Below are 25,479 nucleotides of genomic sequence, written 5' to 3' on the forward strand. Positions count from 1 at the left end.
TGCTTTTTTACGACATACAAAAGTTTTCGCGCATAAACTTTGTTTCAGAACCATTCTCTCGCCTACTTTGTTCTTATAAATATATAAATAAGGTATTAAAAAATACTGGTGAACGGATATTAAACTGTGGCACGGGATTTGTATACAAACAATAAATAGAAGAATATATTTGCTTACTAGAAATTATTAATGCGTATCTTTGTATTATAGTAACACCTTAAAGATTAAGGAAGGAGAATATTAAGTATGAATAATCAGTTTTCACAAAGAGTTTCTGATATTATCACCTACAGCAAGGAAGAAGCTAACCGACTGAAGAATAGATATATCGGTCCGGAACATCTTCTACTCGGCATGTTGCGAGACGGCGGAGGAAAAGCTATAGAAATATTGCAGAAGCTGGATATAGACCTGAACAGAGTTAAAAAGCGTCTGGAAGGTTTTCTGAAAGAGATTGAAGATGATAACTTATTGCCTGATGCGGACATTCCATTGTCTCCTATGGCAGCTAAGATATTGAAAATGTGTATACTCGAGGCTCGTCTATTAAAGAGTGCCACTGCGGATACGGAACATGTATTGCTGGCTATCTTAAAAGATGGTAATAATTTGGCCGCTACGGTTTTGGAAGAGAATAATGTGGATTACAAGTCTGTGTTCGAACAACTTTCTATGAAAGCTAGTCCTAATGCTGGTATGGGATTCACGGAAGATGACGATGATGAAGAGGAAGAAATGAATATGTCTTCACGCTCATCACAAAGTGCTGGTTCGCAGTCTTCTACACAAACAGCAGCTAAGAAGTCATCCAATGATACTCCGGTATTGGATAACTTTGGTATGGATATGACTCGGGCTGCAGAAGAAGGTAGGCTGGATCCTGTGGTAGGTCGTGAACGGGAAATTGAGAGATTGGCTCAGATTCTGAGTCGTCGTAAAAAAAATAACCCAGTATTGATTGGTGAACCTGGTGTAGGCAAATCTGCAATTGTAGAAGGATTGGCATTGCGTATTGTTCAAAAGAAAGTGTCCCGTGTATTGTTTGATAAACGTGTGGTTATGCTCGACATGGCTTCCGTAGTAGCAGGAACTAAATATCGTGGACAATTCGAGGAACGTATCCGTTCTATTATCAATGAGTTGCAGAAGAATCCGAATGTCATTCTGTTCATTGATGAAATTCATACTATTGTGGGGGCTGGAGCTGCTGCTGGTTCCATGGATGCTGCTAATATGCTGAAACCTGCATTGGCGCGTGGTGAGATACAATGTATCGGTGCTACCACTCTCGATGAATATCGGAAGAACATAGAAAAAGATGGTGCTTTGGAGCGTCGTTTTCAGAAAGTGATTGTGGAACCGACTACAGCTGAGGAAACTCTTCAGATATTAAAAAATATCAAAGAGAAATATGAGGATCATCACAATGTGATTTATACAGATGAAGCTTTGGAGGCATGCGTCAAGTTGACAGACCGCTACATTACTGATCGTAATTTCCCGGATAAGGCTATTGATGCTTTGGATGAAGCTGGTTCTCGTGTTCACCTAACGAATATTACAGTTCCGAAAGAAATTGAAGAACAGGAAAAGTTCATAGAAGAAGCGCGTCAGCAAAAAGCAGATGCGGTAAAATCACAAAATTTTGAGCTTGCTGCCAGTTATCGTGACCGTGAAAAAGAGTTTTCTGCTCGTTTGGAAGAGATGAAAGCGGAATGGGAAGCTCGTTTAAAAGATGACCGTCAGACAGTTGGTGAAGAGGAAATAGCTAATGTTGTGTCCATGATGTCCGGTGTGCCCGTGCAGCGTATGGCGCAGGCGGAAGGTGTTAAATTGGCAGGTATGAAAGAAGAATTGCAGGCTAAGGTAATAGCTCAGGATCCAGCCATTGAGAAAGTGACGAAAGCTATTTTACGTAGTCGTGTAGGTTTGAAAGACCCGAATCGCCCTATTGGAACATTCTTGTTTTTGGGACCTACTGGTGTAGGAAAAACACACTTGGCTAAGCAATTGGCAAAATACATGTTCGGTTCTGCTGATGCACTTATACGTGTGGATATGAGTGAATACATGGAAAAATTTACTGTTTCTCGTCTGGTTGGTGCGCCTCCGGGATATGTAGGGTATGAAGAAGGTGGTCAGTTGACAGAGAAAATACGTCGGAAACCTTATTCTATCGTACTGCTGGATGAGATTGAAAAAGCGCATCCCGATGTGTTCAATATCTTGTTGCAACTGATGGATGAAGGTCGTCTGACTGACAGTTATGGCAGAACGGTAGACTTTAAAAATACAGTTGTTATCATGACTTCAAACATTGGTACGCGTCAATTGAAGGATTTTGGTCGTGGTGTAGGTTTTGCTGCACAAAACCGTACGGACGACAAGGAGTACTCGCGAGGGGTAATACAAAAGGCCTTGAACAAATCTTTTGCTCCTGAGTTTCTGAACCGTATAGATGAAATCATTACTTTTGATCAGCTTTCATTGGATGCTATTGAAAAGATTATCGACATTGAATTAAAAGGCTTGTTTGAACGTGTGGAAGCTCTGGGTTATAAGCTTATTATTGATGGTAAGGCTAAGACATTTATGGCGTCCAAAGGTTATGATGTACAGTTCGGTGCCCGTCCGCTGAAACGTGCCATTCAAACTTACCTGGAAGATGGTCTTTCGGAATTGATTGTCTCTTCCGAATTGAATCTGGGTGATACGATTTCTGTCTCTTTGAATGAAGAGAAGGGAGAATTGGATATCAAAGCAGTGACTAAGTAAATTTTTCACTTCTATCTATAGAGTTTTTCCAGCTAATAAACAGTCAAAATGTCAGTCTATATGGACTGGCATTTTTTTTGCATTATATTTGCCAAGCGATTAATATATAAACTTAAAATATAAATAATAGTAGTATGCAAAAAGGAAATATTGGGGTAACTACCGAAAACATTTTCCCCGTTATTAAGAAGTTCTTGTACAGTGATCATGAGATTTTTCTTCGTGAGTTAGTTTCTAATGCCGTAGATGCTACACAGAAGTTGAAAACTTTAGCTTCTATTGGTGAGTTTAAGGGTGAAGTTGGAGATTTGACTGTACGTGTATCCTTAGAAAAGGATACGATTACTGTCTCTGACCGTGGTATCGGTTTGACAGCCGAAGAAATCGATAAGTACATCAATCAGATTGCTTTTTCTGGTGCTAACGATTTTCTGGAGAAATATAAGAATGATGCCAATGCTATTATCGGCCATTTTGGTTTGGGATTTTATTCAGCCTTCATGGTCGCGAAGAAAGTGGAGATTATTACAAAATCTCATAAAGAGGGTGCTCAGGCTGTGAAATGGAGCTGTGATGGTAGTCCTGAATTCACTATCGAAAACATAGATAAGGCTGACCGTGGTACAGATATCGTGCTTTACATTGATGATGAAAGCAAGGAATTTCTTGAAGAAGCTCGCATTTCTTCTTTACTGAAGAAGTATTGTAGCTTCTTGCCTATCCCCATTGCTTTTGGCAAAAAGAAAGATTGGAAAGATGGAAAACAGGTAGAAACAGATGAAGATAATATTATCAACGATAGTAACCCATTGTGGACGTTGAAACCCAGTGACTTGAAAGATGAAGATTATAAGAAATTTTATCGGGATCTCTATCCGATGTCTGATGAACCTTTGTTCTGGATACACTTGAACGTAGATTATCCGTTCCATCTGACCGGTATCCTTTACTTCCCGAAGGTAAAGAGTAATATAGAATTGAATAAGAATAAGATACAGCTTTACAGTAATCAGGTGTATGTTACAGACTCTGTAGAAGGTATTGTGCCTGACTTTTTGACGCTGTTGCATGGTGTACTTGATTCTCCAGATATTCCTTTGAACGTATCCCGTTCTTATCTTCAGAGTGATTCTAATGTGAAGAAGATTTCTACGTATATTACGAAGAAAGTATCTGACCGTTTACAATCTATCTTTAAGAACGATCGCAAACAGTTTGAAGAGAAATGGAATGATTTGAAAATCTTTATCAATTATGGAATGCTTACTCAAGAAGATTTCTATGATAGGGCAAAAGATTTTTCTCTTTTTACTGATGCGGATGGCAAATGTTACACGTTTGAGGAATATAATAAACTCATCAAAGATAATCAGACAGATAAGGATGGCACTCTGATTTATCTGTATGCAAATCATAAAGATGAGCAATTTAGCTATATTGAAGCAGCTAAAAATAAGGGATATAGCGTGTTGCTGATGGATGGTCAGTTGGATATTGCTTTAGTGAGCATGTTGGAGCAGAAATTTGAAAAATCCCGTTTCACTCGTGTGGATAGCGATGTTATCGACAATCTGATTATTAAAGAAGATAAAAAAGGTGAAACATTGGAGGCCAGCAAGCAGGAAGCTCTTTCAGCTGTGTTCAAGAGTCAGTTACCGAAGTTGGAGAAGGTTGAGTTCAATATTACTGCACAAGCTTTGGGTGAGAATTCTTCTCCTGTAATGATTACTCAAAGTGAATATATGCGCCGTATGAAAGAGATGGCTAATATTCAAGCAGGTATGAGTTTCTATGGTGAAATGCCTGATATGTTTAATTTGGTACTGAACTCCGATCATAAGTTGATAAAAGAAGTTTTAGCTGACGAAGAAAAGGAATGTGAACATGTTATAGCACCTATTCAAAAGGAAATGAATGAAGTGGACAAACATCGCAATGAACTGAAAGATAAGCAAAAAGGTAAGAAAGATGAAGAAATTTCTACTGGAGAAAGAGATGAAGTAAATACCCTAGACAAGAAGTGGGAAGAACTGAAAACAAAGAAAGATGAAGCTTTTGCTGAATATGCTGCTAAGAATAAGGTTGTCCGTCAGTTGATTGACTTGGCCTTACTGCAAAACGGTATGCTGAAAGGTGAAGCTCTAAACAATTTTGTGAAGAGAAGTATCGAGTTAATTTAAATACGCCTTTTATTCACAATCTATAGTTAAGAGCATTGCAACTCTAAGGAGTTGTAATGCTCTTTTTTTCATATAATTTGTGTAGGATTGCTTGTTTTTTTGCGTTGGATACGTCCAATTTCGAAACAATTGCATATATTTGAGCTTTGATAATATTTATTATTCAGCTCGGAAGTTTGAAGTATGAAAAGGATTCTTTTGCTTTTATCGTTTTGTTTCTTGTTGCTACCTATGCTGCAAGCCCAAAAAGTGGGACTTGTTTTGAGTGGTGGCGGTGCGAAAGGTATGACGCATATCGGCATCATTCGGGCTTTGGAAGAAAACAACATTCCCATTGACTATATTACTGGTACATCTATGGGAGCCATAATTGGTTCACTCTATGCTATGGGGTATTCTCCTGATGATATGGAAGCTTTGCTGCGTTCAGAGGACTTCAAGCGTTGGTATTCGGGAAAGGTAGAACCAAAGTATGCCTATTATTTCAAGAAAAATCTTCCTACACCGGAATTTTTTAATATTCGTTTTGATTTTAAAGATTCTTTGAATGTCAAACCGCAGTTGCCGACCAGTATGGTTAATCCTATTCAGATGAATCTGGTTTTTGTGGAACTGTTTGCTCGTGCTACTGCTGCATGTGATGGTGATTTCGATAAACTTTTTATTCCTTTCCGCTGCATAGCTTCTGATGTGTATAATAAGCGACAGATTGTATTAGGAAAAGGTGATTTAGGTGATGCAGTTCGTGCTTCGATGAGCTTCCCGTTTGTTTTCAAACCTATTGAGATAGATAGTGTACTGGCTTATGATGGTGGTATTTATAATAATTTTCCGACTGACGTGATGCGGGATGATTTTCATCCGGATATCATTATTGGTAGTGTTGTTGCGGCCAATCCATCCAAACCAAAGGAGAATGATCTTATGAGTCAGATAGAAAATATGGTGATGCAGAAAACGGATTATTCTATTCCAGATTCTGTTGGTATTCTCATGACATTCAAGTATGATGATGTGAATTTGCTTGATTTCGACCGTCTTCAGGAACTTCATGATATAGGCTATAATCGTACTATTAGCATGATGGATTCTATAAAAAACCGTATTCGCCGCAGAGTAAATGCAGATAATGTGCGTTTACGTCGTTTGGTTTACCGCAGTAATCTACCGCAACTTTATTTTCAGAAAATTTATATTCAGGGTGCCAATCCACAACAACAAGCTTATATTCAGAAGGAATTTCATGATGAAGAAGATGAAGCATTTACTTACGAGGATATGAAGCGTGGATATTTTCGTTTATTGGCTGATAATATGATTTCTGAAATTATTCCGAAAGCGGTGTTCAATGAAGAGACGGATATGTACGATTTGCATCTGAAAGTCAAGATGGAGGATAACTTTTCTGTCCGCTTGGGAGGTAGCGTATCTACAACAAGTTCCAATCAGATTTATTTGGGCTTGGGATATCAGAATCTTAATTATTATGCCAAGGAGTTTACATTCGATGGGCAATTGGGCAAAGTCTATAATAATGCACAACTAATGGGACGCATCGATTTGCCTACGCATATTCCTACGTCATATCGGCTTATTGCATCTATTAGCACTTTCGATTATTACAAGAAAGATAAACTATTCTCCAAAAATGATAAGCCTTCTTTTAACTCAAAAGATGAACGCTTTCTGAAGTTAATAATAGCTTTACCATTTTTGTCGAATAAAAGAGCGGAATTTGGCTTTGGCATTGGAAAATTACAAGATAATTATTTTCAGTCCAGTGTGATTAACTTTGAGGAAGACCGTTCAGATAGAAGTGTTTATAGGCTTATAGGTGGTTCTATCAGTTTCTATGGCAGCACATTGAATACGCGTCAATATGCTACAAAAGGATATAATGAAAAGTTAATAGCCCAGATATTTACGGGAAAAGAAAGGTATACACCTGGAAATCCTACAGAATTAGCTACCACTCAGGAACGGCAATCATGGCTACAGATTTCTTACATGAAAGAAGCTTATCATAACATGGCGCCTAAATTTGTACTGGGATGGATGGCAGAAGCATTGTATTCATCGAAAAATTTCTCGGAGAATTTTACGGCGACTATGATGCAGGCAGCAGCGTTCTCACCAACTCCGCACAGTAAATTGATGTATAATGAAGCTTTCCGCGCTAATCAATTTCTGGCTGCTGGGGTTAAACCCATGTTTATTTTCAATGATATGTTCCATATAAGAGGAGAATTCTATGGCTTTATGCCTATTTTTCCGATTGAAAAGAATACGCAAAATAAGGCATTCTATGGAAAAGCTTTTTCAAAGGTTGAATATATGGGAGAAATTTCTGTTATTTGCCAATTACCCTTCGGGGCGATTTCTGCTTATGTAAATCATTATAGTTCACCGAGAAGGGAGTGGAATGTAGGTCTAAGTATCGGCTGGCAACTGTTTAATTACCGTTTCATCGAATAAATTTCTTCAAAAAAAGTTTGCGTAAAACTTGCAGTTACGAAAAAAGTCCGTATCTTTGCACCCGTTAAACAAAAAGGCCGCGTAGCTCAACTGAATAGAGTAGCTGACTACGGATCAGCCGGTTACAGGTTTGAATCCTGTCGCGGTCACACTTTTTGATAACAAGGTCGCGTAGCTCAACTGAATAGAGTAGCTGACTACGGATCAGCCGGTTACAGGTTTGAATCCTGTCGCGATCACAAAAACCTCTGCAAGATATGTTTTGCAGAGGTTTTTTGGTTACTACACACTTGACTACATTGGGTTATACTTTCCGCAAGTGAGGGTATACACTCGCAAATGTAACCTGGCCATAGTCATAGTCGCAAGTGTACAAGTTATCAGATAGCACACGGGCAAGCAATATAAATCTTGTGAGACGAAAAAAACGTCCCCTAAGATGCTTAGGGGACGAATATGGTAAAGTTAGTTTTTCTTTAGCACTTTATGTTTAGTTCATCCAAAATCTTTCGCATAGCTTCAAAAGTTGTAATTCTGGTAGGTACAAGCGGAAGACGGAGCTTATTTTCAATCATTCCCATCACATTTAACATTGCTTTTACGCCTGCCGGATTTCCATCTACAAAAAGTAATTTGAATAATTCGGCAAATTTATGGTGAATGGTCAATGCATTTGCATAGTCCCCTTGTAATGCCAGACGCACCATACGACTAAATTCGCGTGGGAAAGCATTTCCTATGACTGATATGATGCCAACTGCTCCCAAGGTGATCAAAGGGAAGGTTATGCCATCATCGCCCGAAATAACGTCGAAATTAGCGGGCTTATTCTTAATAATATCATCCATTTGGGTAATATCGCCAGATGCTTCTTTGACTGCAATGATATTTTTGAAGTCACGGGCAATGCGCAAGGTTGTTTCTGCTTTCATATTCACACCAGTACGGCCAGGCACATTATAGAGCACTATTGGAAGTTCTGTAGCTTCTGCAATCGCTTTATAGTGTTGATAAATACCTTCCTGAGATGGTTTATTGTAATATGGGACAACAGATAAGATGGCGTCTACTCCGGTGAAATCGTCGTTTTTAAGAGTTTCTACAATAGCACGGGTGTTATTTCCACCAACGCCAAGTAGGATAGGTATTCGACCATTTACGCGTTCAATGACCATTGTCTTGATTTTCTTTTTTTCTTCTTCCGTCAATGTCGGAGTCTCTGCCGTGGTGCCCAGCACGCATAAAAAATCAGTATTGTTTTGAAGCTGATAGTCCACCAAACGTATCAATGCATCGTAATCAACGCTTTCATCCTCTTTAAAAGGAGTAATCAGCGCTACCCCCATTCCTTTCAATTTAGTCTGTATCATGAGTGAAATTTAAGTAATCTCTAATTAAATGACTCGCAAAAGTACGAATATTTTCGATTTCTACAGCAAATATAAGCTATAAAAAAGATTTCACTGGAAAAATGTTACGAAATGAGTGATAAAAACTCATCTTCGCTCATGATTCGTACACCCAGTTTTTGAGCTTTTTCCAATTTAGCTGGACCCATATTTTCCCCTGCCAGGATGAAACTGGTTTTTGCGGAAATGCTACCTACGTTTTTTCCTCCATTCTTTTCTATCAAATCTTTATATTCGTCTCTGGAGTGATGTGTGAATACGCCGCTGATGACAATGGACTGCCCGGTAAGCTTGTCAGTGTAACTACTCAAGTCTTCTTCGTTTCGATTAAATTGTAATCCGGCAGCCTTCAAGCGTTCTATTAGTTCTTTATTCAGCGGATTAGAGAAGTAAGTGAGGATACTTTGCGCTATTTTTTCACCGATTTCATCAATGTTTACTAGTCTTTCAAGATTTGCATTTTCCAATTCTTCTATGTCGGTGAAGGACTTGGCAATCTTTTTTGCTACCGTTTCACCAACAAAGCGAATACCCAGTGCAAACAATACCCGCTCAAAAGGAACTTCTTTGCTTTGAGTAATACCGTTTACGATGTTTTCGGCCGATTTATCTCCCATACGATCCAGATTTTTGATATCATCGGCGCTTAGCTTATACAAGTCGGCAGTATTTTTAATTAGTCCTAATCGGAAGAACATGTCCACAGTTTCCGGTCCCAGTCCGTCGATATTCATGGCTTTTCGGCTGATGAAGTGCTCTATTTTTCCTTTTATCTGTGGCGGACAGGCCGTTTCGTTGGGGCAATAATGTGCAGCTTCTCCTTCATAGCGTATCAATTTGCTGCCGCATTCAGGACAGTGTGTGATGAATTTTACCTTTTCACCAATCATCATACCTCGGGCGTTTTTGTCTACTCCGGTAATTTTCGGTATAATTTCACCACCTTTCTCTACGTAAACCATGTCTCCGACGTGTAAGTCGAGTCCTTCAATGATATCGGCATTATGCAGGGAAGCGCGTTTTACGATTGTACCGGATAATTGCACCGGATCTAAATTGGCAACCGGGGTGACTGCTCCCGTCCGACCTACTTGATAAGTTACCTTGTTCAAACGGGTTAATGCGCGTTCTGCCTGAAACTTGTAAGCAATGGCCCAGCGGGGAGATTTTGCGGTGAAACCGAGGTTTTTTTGCTGTTTCAGACTATTAACTTTCAAAACAATGCCATCCGTAGCCACTGGTAGATTTTTGCGTTCGGTATCCCAATAATGGATATAGTCGAATACCTCTTGCAGGCTATGACACTTCTTCATGTGGTCTGATATCTTAAAGCCCCACTGTGCAGCCTTCTGTAGGTTTTCATAATGTCCGTCGCAAGGCAATTCTTCACCTAACAGGTAGTAAAGGTATGCATCCAGCTTACGGGAAGCCACGATAGCAGAATTTTGTAACTTCAAGGTCCCTGATGCTGCATTGCGCGGATTAGCGAACAAGGATTCTTCACGAGCTTCTTTCTCACGGTTCAGTTCTTCAAAAACAACCCATGGCATTAATATTTCACCTCTTATTTCGAACAGTGCAGGATAGTCTCCATGCAATACGAGAGGGATTGTGCGGATTGTCTTGGCATTATCCGTTACATCATCACCTTTTTCGCCATCCCCACGAGTTACAGCACGTATTAATTTCCCATCTTCATATGTCAGAGAGATCGAAGTGCCATCATATTTCAGTTCAGCGCAAATTTCAAAATCCTCGTTCAATGCCTTTTGTATGCGATCATAGAAGTCTGATACCTCACCTTCGGAATAGGTGTTGCCTAGTGAAAGCATCGGATACTTATGTGCCACTTGCGTAAAGTTCTTGTTCAAATCACTTCCTACGCGCATTGTCGGTGAACTATCATCTTGATATTCCGGATGTTCCCGTTCCAAATCCTGTAACTCCCGCATCATATCGTCAAACTCCTTATCAGAAATTTCCGGAGCATTCAATACATAATAATTATAGTTATGCCGATGCAGTTCGGCACGGAGCTGATCTATATTTTCTTTTGTAGTCATAGCTATTTCAGATTGTTTGAACGCAAAAATACAGGTTTCTCCTCTAATATTTGTACTTTTGCAGAAAATTAAAATTAATATGCGCATTGATATTATAACAGTTTTACCTGAGATGATTGAAGGCTTTTTCAATTGCTCTATTATGAAACGTGCTCAAAATAAAGGGCTTGCAGAAATACACATTCATAACCTGCGTGATTATACAGAAGATAAATATCGTCGGGTAGATGATTATCCTTTTGGTGGTTTTGCCGGGATGGTGATGAAAATAGAGCCGATAGAACGCTGCATTAACGCTCTGAAAGCAGAACGGGACTATGATGAAGTCATTTTCACTACCCCTGATGGTGAGCAATTCAACCAGCCAATGGCCAATATGCTTTCTCTTTCTCGGAATCTTATTATTCTTTGCGGGCACTTTAAAGGAATAGATTATCGTATTCGCGAGCATTTTATTACCAAAGAAATTAGTATTGGAGACTATGTGCTGACTGGTGGTGAACTGGCGGCGGCAGTGATGGCGGATGCCATCGTCCGTATTATCCCCGGTGTGATTTCTGATGAACAATCGGCACTGTCTGACTCGTTTCAAGATAACTTATTGGCAGCTCCGGTCTATACGCGACCTGCTGATTATAATGGTTGGAAAGTTCCGGAAATTTTATTGTCTGGCCATGAGGCAAAGATTAAGGAATGGGAGTTGCAGCAGTCTTTGGAACGGACGCGCAGACTTCGTCCGGATTTGCTTGGAGAAGAATAAAACAGTTGTATAAAAACAGAAAAAGGACATTCTTTCCGAATGTCCTTTTTTGTGTAAAACAGGCGCGAACGGTATTCTTCTGTTATTAGTTATACCTCAAGCGCACCGATAATTTCTTTCATAGACTTATAGCCGTGTCTATCGAGATAGTCATTGATACCTTCCGCAACTTTAATCGTAACTGCCGGATCGATGAAATTTGCTGTACCGATTTGGATAGCTGAAGCTCCGGCAAGCATAAATTCCACAGCGTCTTTCCAGTTCATGATACCTCCTAAACCTATGACTGGAATTTTTATCGCCTTAGCAACTTGCCATACCATGCGGAGAGCAATCGGTTTAACGGCTGCTCCCGACATGCCACCTGTTATAGTAGAGAGCACCGGACGTCTGCGTTCCGCGTCAATAGCCATTCCCAGCAGTGTATTAATTAATGATACGCTATCTGCACCGCCATTTTCTACAGCACGAGCGATTTCCGTTATGTCCGTAACGTTAGGAGACAGCTTTACGATAAGTGTCTTTTTGTAAGCTGCGCGCACTGCTTTCACTACTTCTTCGGCGCCTTTTGCAGTGACTCCAAAAGCCATTCCACCTTGCTTCACATTAGGGCAAGAGATATTCAATTCTATGGCAGGAATTTTGTCAAGTGCATTGATGGTTTCTGCTGTTTTTACATAATCTTCTATCGCGGAACCCGAAACATTCACAATCATATTGGTTTCAATGTCCTTGATGCGTGGATAGATGTGTTCAACAAAGTAATCTACACCCTTATTTTGCAGTCCTACAGCGTTTAACATACCTGCCGGGGTTTCTGCCATACGCGGATATGGGTTACCTTCACGTTTGTGAAGGGTGGTTCCTTTTACAATTATACCGCCTATTCGCGCAATATCGATGAAATCGGAAAACTCTTCACCATATCCAAATGTACCGGAGGCTGTCATTACCGGATTCTTCATTTGTAATTCGCCTATGTTTACACTTAAATCTGCCATAATAGTTTGTTTATATTAAAAACCGGACCTTCTTTACATACACATAAATGTCCTTCTGTTGTGTTTTCCACACAACAAAGACAGGCGCCTATACCACATGCCATCGTATTTTCCAATGATACTTCACAGATTGTGTCTTTACTTTTGGCATATTTGGCAACAGCCATCATCATTGGTTTGGGGCCACAAGTGTAGATTTGCTCGAACTGCACCTTATTTAATATGGAATGTTGCGTTACGTATCCCTTTTCTCCATGACTGCCGTCCTCAGTAGTCGTGTATACATCACCATAAGCTGCAAATTGCTCTAATTGCATCAGGTCCTTATCACTTCTTGCCCCCAGAAGAAATGTCGGTTTACTGCCATTTTTAGCTAATTGCTCACCTAAATAGAGCATAGGAGCCGTACCAACACCTCCACCTACTAGCAAAAGCTTATCAGAGGGTTTTTCAGGCATTGTGAAGCTATTTCCCAAGGGAAGTACTACGTTGATTGTATCTCCAGCTTTAGCTTCGCCTAATCGCCTAGTTCCGTCGCCAATCAACTGGATAAGAAACCAAACTTCATTGCGTTGTCTGTCTACATAATTAATGGAAATAGGGCGACGCAGGAAAGTGGTTGGAGAACCATCCACGCGAATTTCCGCAAATTGTCCCGGAAGCATTTCCGGAAGCCGAGACGGAGCCGTCAGTTTCAACAGCACATAGTTGGTATGCAGTCTGACGTTCTCGGTCACAGTTAAATCTAAAATATATTTTTTCATATCCTATATAAGAGGTGAATTTTGTCTTCAGCGTACAAAGATACGGGAAATTGTGCAGAATGTCGTTTTTACCTTTTATTTTTCGGGTTTGAATGTTTCGTATGTATTATCGTCGAAGAAAATTCTTATTTCGGTAATTTTCCTGGGAGGTCTTTCTTTGTATATAATCTCCTGTTTAACAATCTCTTTAGGCACATTTACTGGTGTTTCTGATGCGATTTCCTTGCGATTTTCTGCATGACTCGTAACTTCGGACGGATTTACGGCATTCTCAGCGAATAATGGATAGTCAAATCCGCTTTCGATAGAAGAGTCAGGCGTGTTACTCATTTCGCCTTCTCCGGTAAGTAACCATTCTAGGTTGATGTCATTATACCTTTGATGCAAGCGAAGAATAACTTCCGTACTTGGATACTTATTGCGGGGACCTAAGATATGTGAGATAGTAGCTTGAGCTACTCCAATACTTTCGGCGAATGCACCTGCGGTTAATCTTTCCCGCTCCATAATCATTTTGAACCTATCTTTTATGCTCATACTGTTGCGATATAGGTGTGAGTTTACAATTGTATTTTTTACTTTCGATTTACAAAAGTAAAAAAAAGAAGTTACAATAGCAAATTAATTTTGTGAATTATGATATATTACAATGTTGATAATTAAATTTCAATTGTTATACGTACAATTGTAAATCTCTATTTTAACTGTATTGTAATCTTCTATTTATACTTTAATAAAATATTATATTTATATGATTATTAGTGGTATATGTTTGTGAAATAATGCTATTTATTACTGTTTTACAATTGTTTTTATGTTCAATCGTTACTATCTTAACTATTAGGTGATATGACATCTTTAATTGTACTGATTTTTAGTGAATTAGATCATAGCTATCATCTCGTTAACTCCTATCCTATTAATTTTGTTATTTGGCTATTACTCCTTTGAAATTATATGTATTACAATTGTGTATTGCAAGATGTTATTACCAATGTTATGTGTGAGAATGTAATTAGTATTATTGTAATATATTATATATTACAACATTGATATTTTGTAGTTGAGAAAGCAACTATTTTCAGCTATACTGTGATTATGTTTGATGGGTAATCTTATTATTATTAGAAATAATTTGTTACACTGAAATTAGAAAGCCTCAATGGTTCCCTCTAATACTCCTCGTAATTGGAAATCCTTGCTTTCTTTCCGTATAAACGGCTGTGGATTTGGATATTTTGAATTCTCAAAGGGATGTTTTGTCTGTATTTTATTGTTTTACAGTTGATTATACCTTTTTTCTAAGTCTGAGTTTTGCTCTATTCTAGAAAAATAATCCTATTTTTATTAAAGAATAGCATAATGATAGTAGAAACAGTGTTTTCTTCTCTATAATTACCTGATATGCTAATAATCAAAATCTTCCTAAAGTGTTAGTTGAAGATTATATTTTACTGGTTTTCTGATTATTTTTTATATACCTTTACTCTCTTATTCATAAGAGGAAGTATACTATTTTTCTATAAAATCCTTGGATTCTAATGGAAATTAATAATGTATCTCTTAAAAATGGATGGTCTGTTTCATCCAAACAGATGGTCTGTTGATAGCTGATAGATGGTCTATTTAGGGTAAATAGACCATCTATTATTTTAGAGAAGTTTGTATGGTTCTGTTGTAGGAATTAATGCAGGATTTTGAATACTAATTCACGGAGAATATCCCCATCGCTTAAGGAAGGATTGCCCACTCCTTTGGACTTTGCATCGGCATATCGTATTTCGCCAATAATCTGCATCGTCTTTACTCCGTTGTATCGGCGCATGGCGGCGAGATAATCTTTCGCCTGCCAAGGTGTTCTTAATCCCAGCATACTGGCGATGCCTTGCTCCGACTTTTCTGGGGCATAATATGCCAGCATCAGATTGGAGAAGAATCCAAAAAGTAAAGATAAAGTCATTTGAATTGGATTCGTTTTAGGATTTTCCTCAAAATATTTTATTATTTTATTGGCTTTTAGAACGTCTTTTTCGACTAGGGCACTGCGTAATTCGAAGTTATTATAATCTTTGCTGATGCCGATATTCTTTTCTATCTGTTCAGGGGTGACACGTGTATGACCTTTTGGAAGTGTGATAATCAGTTTTTCCAGTTCTCCGGTAAGGCGGCTAAGATCAGTTCCTACACAGTCCGCCAGCATGGCAGTGGCTTTAGGTTCCACATCAATGCCTTTGCGTTTCATATAAGAGGTGATAAATGCCGGCAGTTGGGCATCCTTCACCTTTTTAGATTCGAACAAGACGCCGGCTTTTTCAATTTCGGCGGCCAGCTTCTTTCTCCGGTCTAGTACGCCATGTTTGTGACATATTACTAATATGGTGGAAAGCAAGGGTTTTTGGAGGTAGTAAGAAAGTTCTTCCATATTGCGGATATTCTGCGCTTCTTTCACTACTACTACCTGGTGTTCGGACATCATTGGATAGCGCTTGGCGGCATTGATGACGGTGGCTATATCCACGTCTGCACCGTAAACGACGGTCAGGTTAAACTCCTTTTCCGTTTCCGTCAAGATGTTATTTGTAATATAGTCGGCAATGAGGTCGATGTAATAAGGTTCCTCGCCCATGAGATAATACACGGGGCGGTATTGCTTCGCTCTCAGTTCCTTAAGAATGTCGTCGCACGTGATTTCTTGTTTTGCCATATTCGTTTTACCAGTCGAATTTCAGATGTTTTACGGTTTTCTTCTCGTCGATAATCATGCGCAGGGACGCAATGCCTATTTCTACATGTTCCGTCACATAGTTCTGGGTGACGAGGTTGTCACTTTTATCGGTTTTCACTCCTTCGGGTATCATGGGTTGGTCGGAAACCAGCAGAATGGCACCAGTTGGAATGTGATTGGCAAAACCGCAACTGAACAAGGTTGCTGTTTCCATGTCGACAGCCATAGCCCGGGTTTTCTTGAGATATTCTTTAAACTCTTCATCGTGCTCCCAAATGCGGCGATTGGTGGTGTATACGGTACCTGTCCAGTAGTCGCGGGCATGGTCGCGGATGGATGAAGACACAGCACGCTGCAGCATAAATGCCGGGAGGGCCGGTACTTCGGGCGGGAAGTAGTCGTTTGAGGTTCCTTCGCCACGGATGGCAGCGATAGGCAGGATAAGGTCCCCTATCCGGTTTTTCTTGTCAATTCCACCACACTTGCCCAAAAACAGGCAGGCTTTAGGCTGAATGGCACTTAGTAAATCCATGATAATAGCAGCATTAGGGCTTCCCATACCAAAGTTGATGATGGTCATGCCTTCAGCAGAAGCAGACGTCATATTAGCGTCCTTGCCAAGAACGGGCACATTGAATTTCTCTGCGAAAATATCCACATACTTGTTGAAGTTAGTCAACAGAATATACTCTCCAAAGTCCTCAAGTCTACGTTTTGTGTAACGAGGCAGCCAGTTAGCTACGATTTCTTGCTTTGTTTTCATAAGATTTCATTAAATTTGTTCCCTAATACTTTTAGGGAGCGATTATTTAACTCACAAAAGTACAATAAAAAAGTAGAATCATGAAATTAAAACAACAACATTTCTTGCTGTTGTAATCACATATCCTATATAATTATGTTGTCATTAAATTTACCTGTATTCGATGCCAAAGTGGTGAACAGAGAAGGAAAACCAGCCATTTTTGATGTGATACGTCGTCGTTATGTGGCGCTTACGCCTGAAGAATGGGTACGCCAGCACTTTGTACATTTTCTCCTGAATCACAAAGGATACCCGCAAGCATTGATGGCAAACGAAGTGCAGGTACAACTGAATGGCACAAAAAAACGCTGTGACACTGTGCTTTACCGTCGAGATTTGACGGCACGGATGATTGTGGAGTACAAAGCTCCTGATATAGAAATCACTCAAGCGGTGTTCAATCAGATTACGCGCTATAATATGGTGTTGAAAGTAGATTATCTGGTTGTAAGTAATGGGCTTCAACATTATTGCTGCCGTATGGATTACGAAAAAAACAGTTATACTTTCCTACCAGATATACCTGATTATCAGTCATTATAAGGTTGGCATTGTTATGGATAAAAAGGGCTACACCCTTTGCCCGGTATGGTGTAGTCATATACCCAAAAGGGTGTAGCCATCCGATGCAAAGGGTGTAGCCTCTCCGAGTTACTCCTTTTTCTTAGTGAACCGCTCCTGCAACTTCTGCATCAATTCGTAGAAATTCGGGATATAAACCGTAGCAAGCAATGTGTTCAGTGCCATACCAAATACTACTGCGGCTCCCAAAGCGATACGGCTCTCTGCCCCTGCTCCTGTGGCAAAAAGCAAAGGCATCACACCGAGCACGAAGGCCAGTGATGTCATCAGGATGGGGCGCAAACGGATATGTCCGGCTTGGAATGCTGCATCACGGATGGAATTTCCTTCTGCGCGGAAGTCGCGGGCAAACTCTACAATCAGGATACCATTCTTTGCAGATAGTGCCACAAGCAAGATGATACCGATTTGTGTGTAGATGCTGACTGGCGTTCCCATCACTAGGCAGCCAATCATTGCTCCTAACAGTGCCACTGGAAGTCCCATGACTGCAGATACCGGACTTGTCCAACTTTCATATTGCGCCGCCAGTACCAGGAATGCAACCAGCAAAGCCATCACCAGTACGGTGCTTGTAGTTGTTCCCGCCTGAGTTTCCTGATAGGCAACCGAAGTCCATTCATATCCAAACTCATCACCCAGTTGTTCCCGGAAGAGCTCTTCCATCTGCTGTATAGCTTCTCCCGAGCTACTTCCCGGCATCACATTGCAAGTGACGGAGGCTGTGGAATACATATTATATCGATTAATCTGATCCATACCTAGTTGCTCTTCCACTTTAGTGAAAGCTGAGAACGGTACCATCTCTCCTGCTGCATTCGGCACGCTCAACTTCAAGACATCATCAATAACCCGCTGTGCATGGTCTCGCGCACCAAGTTTTACCTGATAAATACGTCCGAATTCAACGAAATCATTTACATAGGCCGCTCCCATGTAGTATCCCAATGTGGTGAAAACACTATTTAATGGAATGCCCATCAACTGTACCTTATCACGGTCGATATTCAAGAAATACTGCGGCACATTGGCTTGGTATTGACTGCTGACACTGGCCAATGCGGGTTTCGTGTGATACGTTGCCATCAGTGTTGCTACGGCGCGTTGCATTTCTGTTGCACCCAGATTCTTTCTATCTTCCAGTTGCAACTGCAGTCCGCCGGTAGTACCCAAGCCGGGAATGGCCGGAGGAACCATGGCAAATACTTCTGCCTCCTGTATGCCATAAGCCTGTGCATTAAAACGGTTGACGACTGCCTGTGCGGTGTGTTCCTTGCCTTTGCGTTCGTCCCAGTTTTTCAGAATCACGAAATAGGTTCCGGAATTACTTTGTTCCCCGCCCCCCATCACGGAGAATCCGGATATGCCAATGTAGTTTTTCACTTCGGGATAGCTGTTGAGAATCTCATTAATCTCCCGTCCCACAGCTTCCGTCCGCTCCAGACTTGATGCGGGTGGCAACTGCACTACAGCAAGGAAATATCCGTCATCTTCTTCAGGAATGAATGTACTGGGCCACTTGATGAACAAGACGACTGCCAGAGCCGTAAACACTGCATAAGAGAGAAGTGCAGCGCCCGGACGACGGAGCAGCCATCCCACAATCCTGTCATATGTTCCCTGCGTCTTGTCGTATACCAAGTTGAATCCCCGGAAGAGCGGTGACTTGGCAGGTTTGGTGGGCTGCAATATCAGGGCACACAATGCCGGAGTCAGCGTCAATGAGTTTATACCACTCAATACGGTACTGGCGGCAATGGTCAGTGCAAATTGTTTGTAAAGTTGTCCCGAAATACCACTAATGAGCATTGTAGGGATGAATACGGCAAGCAATACTAGTACTACACCCACAATTGGACCGGTAATCTCTCCCATTGCCTTGGTTACTGCTTCCCGGGCGCTGTATTGTCCGGTGTCGAGCAATCGGCTCGAATTTTCTACCACCACAATGGCATCATCCACCACAATGGCTACGGCGAGTATTAACCCGAAGAGTGTCAGCGTATTGATGGAGAAACCGAACAATGCCATCACGGCCAATGTACCGATGAGTGACACTGGGATTGTGATACAGGGAATGATGACTGCCCGCCAATTTTGCAGGAAAAGGAAAATGACAAGTACCACAAGTAAGGTTGTTTCCAGGAAAGTCACCAGCACCTCGTCCACCGAAGCATGAATGACATCTGTCGTATCCAGCGTCACACTATAATCTATACCTTGGGGAAAGGATTGCGACAGTTCCTGCATCTTGGCACGTACCCCTTTGGAAACATCCAACGAGTTGGAACCGGGTTGCTGATAGATGGCAATGGCGGCAGTCGGCTGTCCGTTCAGTCGGGAAACGACGTTATAGGATGCCGAACCGAGGTCGATGTGCGCCACATCTCTCAGGCGAAGCACCCGCCCACCTGTTTCGGTGCGCAGGATGATGTTGCCGAACTCTTCAGGAGAAGAGAGCCGCCCCTTCACCGTAAGAGTGTATTGATAGGCAGGTGAACCGTTGTTGCCGGATACTTCAGTTGCGGGAAGAGGTTGTCCGATTGTGCCGGCGCTGACTTCGACATTCTGCGCCTGTATGGCCTGGTATACATCAGATGCGGAAAGGTTGCGGATGCGTAGCGCTGCCGGATCCAGCCAGATACGCATGGAGTAGTCGCCCGCTCCCATCACATTGACAGCACCTACACCGGGTACACGCGTCAATTGGTCGGCAAGGTTCAGCGTGGCATAATTGCTGAGATAAAGTCCATCGTATTCTTTATTGTCTGATGTCATTGTAAGGAACATAACAATATTTGACGACTGTTTCTGTACCGTCACCCCCTGCACCACAACCGGTGTCGGCAGAGAAGCCTGTGCCACACTGACACGGTTCTGCACTTGTACAGTGGCCATGTCGATGTCCGTTCCTACAGCAAAGGTGATGGTCAGCGAATAAGCACCGGACGAAGAAGAATTGGATGACATGTAAAGCATGCCGTCCACGCCGTTCACTTGCTGTTCAATAGGTATACCTACGGTTTGTGCCACCGTCTGGGCATTGGCTCCCGGATATACGGCGCTGACCTGTACGGTTGGCGGGGTAATCTCCGGATACTGCGCGATAGGCAGTATGCCCAGCGTAACCAGTCCTGCCACTACAATCAGTAGTGCCAGCACAGTGGCAAAGATGGGACGGTTTATGAAGAATTTTGAGAACATGAGTGTTAAGGTTTAGTTGTTAACTATTTAGTTATTAATTACTTGTTGATAGGTTTTATTCTCATCCCATCCCGCACTTTCATCAGTGCTTTGGTCACATAGCGTTGGTGCGGAGAGATTCCACTGGTTACTTGCCGGAGGGTATCATCTATCAGTTGGCCCACCTCAATATGGCGGTAACGGACTATGTTGGAATCATTTACTATGTATACGTATTTTCCTAACTGGTCGGTGCCGATGGAAGCTTCCGGAACGAGCACTGCATGTTGCTCTTTGCCGTATGGCAGAGTAATGCTGACGTATAATCCGCTTTTCAATAATCCTTTGGGATTATCCAATCGGGCACGCAGGTTCAGGGTTCCGGTGTTCAAGTCCACGTTGGGAGCAAAGTAATCTAATGTGGCAGGATAAGGCTGTATATTATTCTCACCCAGGTTAACGGTGACTTGTCTCGGCAGTGTGTCCTTTTGTTGGGTCGCTCCTTGTTGCATCAGCATGGCAAGCCATTGATTGTCAGCGATGTTGAAGTATGTATATAGCAGATCATCCTTATAAATAGTGGCAAGGGTGACAGGTTGCACACTACCGCCTACATAACTGCCTGCATCTACTTGATTACGGCTGACAGTTCCATCGAATGGTGCACGCACCGTGCAGTAACTCAGATTGGTGCGTGCCGTATTCAGTGCTGCTTCAGCATTACTCACTGCCGCTTGCGAAGTGGCAACATTGGACTTAGACTGTAGCACTTGTATCTGGCTTACAGCATCGCTTTTGACAGCTTCCAGCATACGCGAGTAGTTGTTTTGGGCATATTCCAGATTAGCTCGGGCAGTGTTCAGTTCAGCTTCCGCCTGCTCCACATTGTCCTGGTAGATAGTTGGTTCAATGACGAACAGCACTTGTCCTTTCTTTACTCTGCTTCCGGGAGCATAGGCAATGGTTTGCAGGGTTCCGTTTACGCGTGCCACCAGGTCAACGGTTTTTTCAGAACTGAGGTAACCCGGATACTCTTTGGTCAGCGTGATATCTTTCACCACAGGAAGGGCTACGCTTATCTCAGGAATGGGCATTGCTGTGCGTGCCGTTTCTTTTTTCTCCCCGCACCCCGCCAATAGCGGAATAAGTGCAAGGGTGATATACATTCTATTTCTCATATATGGTTATGGTTTAGGAATTAATCTAAGTTGTTCATCTTCTTTATTTCTCTGTATATCCTCCTCCCAGTGCCTGATATAATGACACCAGATACAGCAATGAGTCGCCTTCCGCCTGCACCAGTTGATTTTCGTAGGTCAACAATGACCGTAGCGCATCCAGTACATTCTGGAAAGGACTTAGCCCTTGTTTATAAAGCTCAAGAGAGAGTTTCAATGTCTCTTGTCCTTGATTTCTCACTTCACGGAGGGCAACAATCTGCTTGATGGAGTTCCGGTAATTGTTCATCGCGTTGTCCGTCTCCTGTACGGCGGTGAGCACTGTCTCGTTGAAGCTGTGCACTGCCTCGTCCAGTTGTGCGCGTGCCTGCTTGGTGGCGTTCACCAACTTTGTTCCGCTGAACAAAGTCCAACTGATGGTAGGGGCAATTTCAAACGTCATGCTTTTCCGTCTGGTCAGGTCTTTCAAGTCACGGGAGGCATATCCCACAGAACCTTTTAGAAATACTTGTGGCAACCAGTCGCTCTTACTTGCTCCCAGCAGTGCAGCCTGTGCATTGACCTGTCTCTCTGCCTGACGAACATCCGGGCGGCGGAGTAATAAATCAGCAGGTATCCCTACTCCAACCGGTTCCATATAATCAGGTAGTTTTCCGGTTTTCTCCAGCATCGGGCGAAGTTTCTGAGGATAAGTTCCTAATAATATTGCCAGTGAATTGATGTATTGGCTGATCCCGGATTCAAGTTGCGGAATGGATGCTTTTGTGCTGTAATACACAGATTTAGCTTGTGCTACATCCAGCTTTGATACAAGTCCTGTGTTGTATCGCACTTCGGTGATATTGAGCACTTCTTCCTGTATCCGGCAGTTGTGGGTTACCACCTGTAGTTCCTGTTGTAGTTCCCTCAGGTTAATGTAGGCGGAAGCAATTTGTGCACAGAGGGATATCTGTACCGAGATGTACTCTTCCCGACTGGCGCGGAAGGTTTCCCGTTGTGCTTTCACTCGCTGGCGGATACTTCCGAATATATCCAGTTCCCAACTGGCATTCAGTGAAGCATCATAATAATGAGCGATGGATTGCGGCAATTCACTGGTATTGCCGCTACTCTGCTGCCGGAGCCATCCGGCATTCAAGCTAATGGAAGGAAAAAAGTTGCTGCGCTCCATTCGCAGACTGGCGCGTGCTTGTTCCATGCGGTCTATGGCGGCCAGTACGGAATAGTTTTCTCCTGATGCCACGCTGATAAGTGAATCCAGCATTGGGTCGTTGAATGCTTTCCACCACTGGTCGTCTACGGGTAATATCTGTCCACTGAACAAGTCAGCATCTGCAGAAGCCGCAGTGGAAGAAGGAATAGTCGTACTTCCCCAACTTCGGGGCAGTGGCTTTTCCAGATAACGGTCACCATTCTGCGCAGTGGCGGCAGAACATAGACATAATAAGAGCAGTGTACTGCCCCAAGCTTTAATCTTCATAGGTTTAGGTCATTTTTGTGATATTAGGTATCATAACAACTTAAACCTTTGTTTGTTTATGGTAGTTTTGTGATTAGGGAATAAAACAAACTGCCCCTGTAAGCAATATCATAATGCTTACAGGGGCAGCTCTATTGAATAACTTACGGATTATTCCGCAGTCTTTCTTCTTCTGGTTGTCTTTTCTTTTACCTCCTCTTTGTGTTCGAGGGTCACACCTGCCAATTCCGGGTCAATCATGATACGTCCGCAATATTCGCAAACGATGATTTTCTTACGAGAACGGATATCCAGCTGTCTCTGGGGCGGAATTTTGTTGAAGCAACCACCACAAGCGTCACGCTGTACATACACGATACCGAGCCCGTTACGGGAGTTCTTACGGATACGCTTGAAGGACTGGAGCAGACGGGGTTCAATCTTTGTTTCAAGATCTTTAGCTTTGTCTCTTAGCTTTTCTTCTTCTTGTTTGGTTTCAGAGATGATTTCGTCCAACTCGTTCTTCTTAACATCCAGGTCTTTCTGTCTCTCATCCAGAGCAGCTGTGCTCTTTTCGGCTTCGGCAGACTTTTCTTGTTCCTGTACAGCGAACTCTTTGATTCTCTTTTCGCAAAGCTCCATTTCCAGAGTCTGGAATTCGATTTCTTTGCTCAGGAAGTCGTACTCGCGGTTGTTGCGTACGTTCTCTTGTTGTTCCTTATATTTTGCAATAGAAGCTTTAGAGGTTTCGATTTCCACTCTCTTGGTAGCGATGGCGGATTTCAGGTCGGCTACTTCTGCCTTAATTCTGTCGATACGTGTGCTCAGACCGGCGATTTCGTCTTCCAAGTCCTGTACTTCCAGCGGAAGTTCACCTCTCAAAGTTTTGATTTCATCAATCTTTGACAACATGGTTTGCAATTGGAACAGCGCTTTCAATTTCTGCTCCACGGTCAATTCCTGTGGGTCTTTTTTTGCTTCTTTAGCCATTTTACTTATAAATATTTTATGGGGTTGGTATTCGCTTTGCACTGTTGTAGCGCAAGATTCGGAAACAACTCCCGGATTATTGTATAGAATATTTCTTTCGTATATTGTTCGCTTTCGTAGTGTCCTATCTCTGCCAGCAAGATGTCCGTATCATGTCCGAAGTAGTCGTGATACTTGATTTCTCCAGTAATGAACACATCTGCGCCATTGCGTATGGCAAGCGGCATCAGGAATGCTCCGGCTCCTCCACACAAAGCTACGGTTTGTATCTCGCGTCCGTTCAGCTTATTATGTTTCAGACAACCCACTTCAAAGGTTTTCTTGATGCGTTTCAGGAATTCCAGTTCCGTTTCCGGTATTTCCAATTCGCCGATAACCCCTGAACCTGCCTGTGTCCAACTATTCTGAAGAGGGTACAAATCGAATGCAGGTTCCTCATATGGATGGGCGCTCAATAAAGCCTTAATGACTTCTGCTTTTCTGTAGGCAGGCAGCACGGTTTCTATGCGCGTTTCCTTTTCTGTATGCAGTTCTCCGATGCTTCCACAGAAAGGATGACTTCCTTCCCGGGCACGGAAAGTTCCCTCTCCTTCTACATTGTAGCTGCATGCATCGTAGTTCCCTATACAGCCGCATCCGACTGCAAACAAGGCTTTCCGCACATCTTCCGCTTGTTCCACCGGAACAAAGGTAACCAGCTTCAATAAAGCATTCTCCTTAGGTTCCAGCACACGCACGTTACTCAATCCTATCTTCTCGGCAATCTTGAAATTCACCCCGCCCGGCGCATTGTCCAGGTTGGTATGTGCAGAATAAATTACGATATCGTTTTTTATCGCTTTCATGATACAACGCTCCACATAGTCCCTGCCCGTGATGGATTTATATCCTTTGAATATCAGCGGGTGATGGGATATGACAAGATTGTACCCTAACGCTATCGCTTCGTCCAGCACGGCTTCAGTGACGTCAAGACACAACAAAGCCCCTGTTGCTTCCGCTTCTGTCAATCCGATTTGCAGGCCGGCATTATCAAATCCGTCTTGCAATGGCAGAGGCGCGAACCGTTCAAGGGCGCTTACTATTTCCTTAATTCTCATTATGTGAATAGAAAATTTCGATGCAAATAT

The 25,479-nt window shown here is 42.1% G+C and carries 17 protein-coding genes and 2 tRNA genes; 7 read left to right on the plus strand and 12 right to left on the minus strand.

The window, feature by feature from the left end:
* Positions 1-246: 246 nt before the first annotated feature.
* The 5 genes from HMPREF9447_RS00950 (at position 247) to HMPREF9447_RS00970 (ending at position 7,669) form a co-directional block, all read left to right on the plus strand.
* Positions 247-2,775 (plus strand): ATP-dependent Clp protease ATP-binding subunit, encoded by a 2,529-nt coding sequence (locus HMPREF9447_RS00950; protein ID WP_009127330.1) that lies wholly within the window; start codon positions 247-249, stop codon positions 2,773-2,775.
* A 134-nt stretch (positions 2,776-2,909) separates the two neighbouring features.
* Positions 2,910-4,955: a molecular chaperone HtpG gene (gene htpG, locus HMPREF9447_RS00955; protein WP_009127331.1), complete on the plus strand. Its 2,046-nt coding sequence runs from the start codon at positions 2,910-2,912 to the stop codon at positions 4,953-4,955.
* 183 nt (positions 4,956-5,138) lie between these two features.
* Positions 5,139-7,430 (plus strand): patatin-like phospholipase family protein, encoded by a 2,292-nt coding sequence (locus HMPREF9447_RS00960; protein ID WP_009127332.1) that lies wholly within the window; start codon positions 5,139-5,141, stop codon positions 7,428-7,430.
* 75 nt (positions 7,431-7,505) lie between these two features.
* Positions 7,506-7,579: transfer RNA gene (locus HMPREF9447_RS00965), tRNA-Arg, on the plus strand.
* 16 nt (positions 7,580-7,595) lie between these two features.
* Positions 7,596-7,669, plus strand: a tRNA-Arg gene (locus tag HMPREF9447_RS00970).
* A 237-nt stretch (positions 7,670-7,906) separates the two neighbouring features.
* Here the strand turns inward: HMPREF9447_RS00970 and dapA are convergent.
* On the minus strand, positions 7,907-8,800 hold the full coding sequence (gene dapA, locus HMPREF9447_RS00975; RefSeq protein ID WP_009127333.1) for a 4-hydroxy-tetrahydrodipicolinate synthase: 894 nt from the start codon (positions 8,798-8,800) through the stop codon (positions 7,907-7,909).
* A 104-nt stretch (positions 8,801-8,904) separates the two neighbouring features.
* On the minus strand, positions 8,905-10,902 hold the full coding sequence (ligA, locus tag HMPREF9447_RS00980; protein ID WP_044137619.1) for an NAD-dependent DNA ligase LigA: 1,998 nt from the start codon (positions 10,900-10,902) through the stop codon (positions 8,905-8,907).
* A gap of 79 nt (positions 10,903-10,981) precedes the next feature.
* On the opposite strand from ligA, the gene trmD reads away from it, so the two are divergent.
* The gene (gene trmD / locus HMPREF9447_RS00985; protein WP_044137282.1) at positions 10,982-11,662 is read left to right on the plus strand and encodes a tRNA (guanosine(37)-N1)-methyltransferase TrmD; all 681 of its coding nucleotides are present in this window, start codon (positions 10,982-10,984) and stop codon (positions 11,660-11,662) included.
* 89 nt (positions 11,663-11,751) lie between these two features.
* On the opposite strand, the gene HMPREF9447_RS00990 is transcribed toward trmD, so the two are convergent.
* From HMPREF9447_RS00990 to HMPREF9447_RS01010, 5 genes are all read right to left on the minus strand, one after another.
* Positions 11,752-12,663: a dihydroorotate dehydrogenase gene (locus HMPREF9447_RS00990; RefSeq protein WP_009127336.1), complete on the minus strand. Its 912-nt coding sequence runs from the start codon at positions 12,661-12,663 to the stop codon at positions 11,752-11,754.
* Entirely contained in the window at positions 12,651-13,427 is a 777-nt protein-coding gene (locus HMPREF9447_RS00995; RefSeq protein WP_009127337.1) for a dihydroorotate dehydrogenase electron transfer subunit, read from the minus strand. Before HMPREF9447_RS00995 ends, HMPREF9447_RS00990 begins: the two co-directional genes overlap by 13 nt.
* Positions 13,428-13,502: 75 nt before the next feature.
* Entirely contained in the window at positions 13,503-13,964 is a 462-nt protein-coding gene (locus tag HMPREF9447_RS01000) for a helix-turn-helix domain-containing protein (protein ID WP_044137284.1), read from the minus strand.
* A 1,147-nt stretch (positions 13,965-15,111) separates the two neighbouring features.
* Positions 15,112-16,131, minus strand: coding sequence for a DNA polymerase III subunit delta (gene holA / locus HMPREF9447_RS01005; RefSeq protein ID WP_009127340.1), 1,020 nt, complete (start codon positions 16,129-16,131; stop codon positions 15,112-15,114).
* Between the two features lie 7 nt (positions 16,132-16,138).
* Entirely contained in the window at positions 16,139-16,915 is a 777-nt protein-coding gene (locus HMPREF9447_RS01010) for an AMP nucleosidase (protein ID WP_009127341.1), read from the minus strand.
* A 135-nt stretch (positions 16,916-17,050) separates the two neighbouring features.
* On the opposite strand from HMPREF9447_RS01010, the gene HMPREF9447_RS01015 reads away from it, so the two are divergent.
* Positions 17,051-17,500, plus strand: a complete 450-nt coding sequence (locus HMPREF9447_RS01015) for a type I restriction enzyme HsdR N-terminal domain-containing protein (RefSeq protein ID WP_009127342.1) — start codon at positions 17,051-17,053, stop codon at positions 17,498-17,500.
* 108 nt (positions 17,501-17,608) lie between these two features.
* Here HMPREF9447_RS01015 and HMPREF9447_RS01020 read toward each other — a convergent pair whose 3' ends face one another.
* From HMPREF9447_RS01020 to HMPREF9447_RS01040, 5 genes are all read right to left on the minus strand, one after another.
* On the minus strand, positions 17,609-20,743 hold the full coding sequence (locus HMPREF9447_RS01020) for an efflux RND transporter permease subunit (protein WP_009127343.1): 3,135 nt from the start codon (positions 20,741-20,743) through the stop codon (positions 17,609-17,611).
* Between the two features lie 38 nt (positions 20,744-20,781).
* Positions 20,782-21,900 (minus strand): efflux RND transporter periplasmic adaptor subunit, encoded by a 1,119-nt coding sequence (locus tag HMPREF9447_RS01025; protein WP_009127344.1) that lies wholly within the window; start codon positions 21,898-21,900, stop codon positions 20,782-20,784.
* A 43-nt stretch (positions 21,901-21,943) separates the two neighbouring features.
* Entirely contained in the window at positions 21,944-23,380 is a 1,437-nt protein-coding gene (locus HMPREF9447_RS01030; protein WP_009127345.1) for an efflux transporter outer membrane subunit, read from the minus strand.
* 150 nt (positions 23,381-23,530) lie between these two features.
* Positions 23,531-24,349 carry a zinc ribbon domain-containing protein gene (locus HMPREF9447_RS01035; protein ID WP_009127346.1) on the minus strand — a complete coding sequence of 273 codons (819 nt, stop codon included), beginning with the start codon at positions 24,347-24,349 and terminating at the stop codon, positions 23,531-23,533.
* Positions 24,350-24,354: 5 nt separating this feature from the next.
* The gene (locus HMPREF9447_RS01040; RefSeq protein ID WP_009127347.1) at positions 24,355-25,449 is read right to left on the minus strand and encodes a Nif3-like dinuclear metal center hexameric protein; all 1,095 of its coding nucleotides are present in this window, start codon (positions 25,447-25,449) and stop codon (positions 24,355-24,357) included.
* Between the last annotated feature and the right edge of the window lie 30 nt (positions 25,450-25,479).

The organism is Bacteroides oleiciplenus YIT 12058 (assembly GCF_000315485.1).
Taxonomy (GTDB): Bacteria; Bacteroidota; Bacteroidia; order Bacteroidales; family Bacteroidaceae; genus Bacteroides; species Bacteroides oleiciplenus.

Coding starts and splice junctions, on each gene's coding strand:
- HMPREF9447_RS01000 (WP_044137284.1), bottom strand. CDS start 13,964: ATGAGCATAAAAGATAGGTTCAAAATGATTATGGAGCGGGAAAGATTA.
- ligA (WP_044137619.1), bottom strand. CDS start 10,902: ATGACTACAAAAGAAAATATAGATCAGCTCCGTGCCGAACTGCATCGG.
- HMPREF9447_RS01040 (WP_009127347.1), bottom strand. CDS start 25,449: ATGAGAATTAAGGAAATAGTAAGCGCCCTTGAACGGTTCGCGCCTCTG.
- HMPREF9447_RS01015 (WP_009127342.1), top strand. CDS start 17,051: ATGTTGTCATTAAATTTACCTGTATTCGATGCCAAAGTGGTGAACAGA.
- HMPREF9447_RS01025 (WP_009127344.1), bottom strand. CDS start 21,900: ATGAGAAATAGAATGTATATCACCCTTGCACTTATTCCGCTATTGGCG.
- HMPREF9447_RS00950 (WP_009127330.1), top strand. CDS start 247: ATGAATAATCAGTTTTCACAAAGAGTTTCTGATATTATCACCTACAGC.
- HMPREF9447_RS01035 (WP_009127346.1), bottom strand. CDS start 24,349: ATGGCTAAAGAAGCAAAAAAAGACCCACAGGAATTGACCGTGGAGCAG.
- htpG (WP_009127331.1), top strand. CDS start 2,910: ATGCAAAAAGGAAATATTGGGGTAACTACCGAAAACATTTTCCCCGTT.
- holA (WP_009127340.1), bottom strand. CDS start 16,131: ATGGCAAAACAAGAAATCACGTGCGACGACATTCTTAAGGAACTGAGA.
- trmD (WP_044137282.1), top strand. CDS start 10,982: ATGCGCATTGATATTATAACAGTTTTACCTGAGATGATTGAAGGCTTT.
- HMPREF9447_RS01010 (WP_009127341.1), bottom strand. CDS start 16,915: ATGAAAACAAAGCAAGAAATCGTAGCTAACTGGCTGCCTCGTTACACA.
- HMPREF9447_RS01030 (WP_009127345.1), bottom strand. CDS start 23,380: ATGAAGATTAAAGCTTGGGGCAGTACACTGCTCTTATTATGTCTATGT.
- HMPREF9447_RS00990 (WP_009127336.1), bottom strand. CDS start 12,663: ATGGCAGATTTAAGTGTAAACATAGGCGAATTACAAATGAAGAATCCG.
- HMPREF9447_RS00960 (WP_009127332.1), top strand. CDS start 5,139: ATGAAAAGGATTCTTTTGCTTTTATCGTTTTGTTTCTTGTTGCTACCT.
- HMPREF9447_RS01020 (WP_009127343.1), bottom strand. CDS start 20,743: ATGTTCTCAAAATTCTTCATAAACCGTCCCATCTTTGCCACTGTGCTG.
- HMPREF9447_RS00995 (WP_009127337.1), bottom strand. CDS start 13,427: ATGAAAAAATATATTTTAGATTTAACTGTGACCGAGAACGTCAGACTG.
- dapA (WP_009127333.1), bottom strand. CDS start 8,800: ATGATACAGACTAAATTGAAAGGAATGGGGGTAGCGCTGATTACTCCT.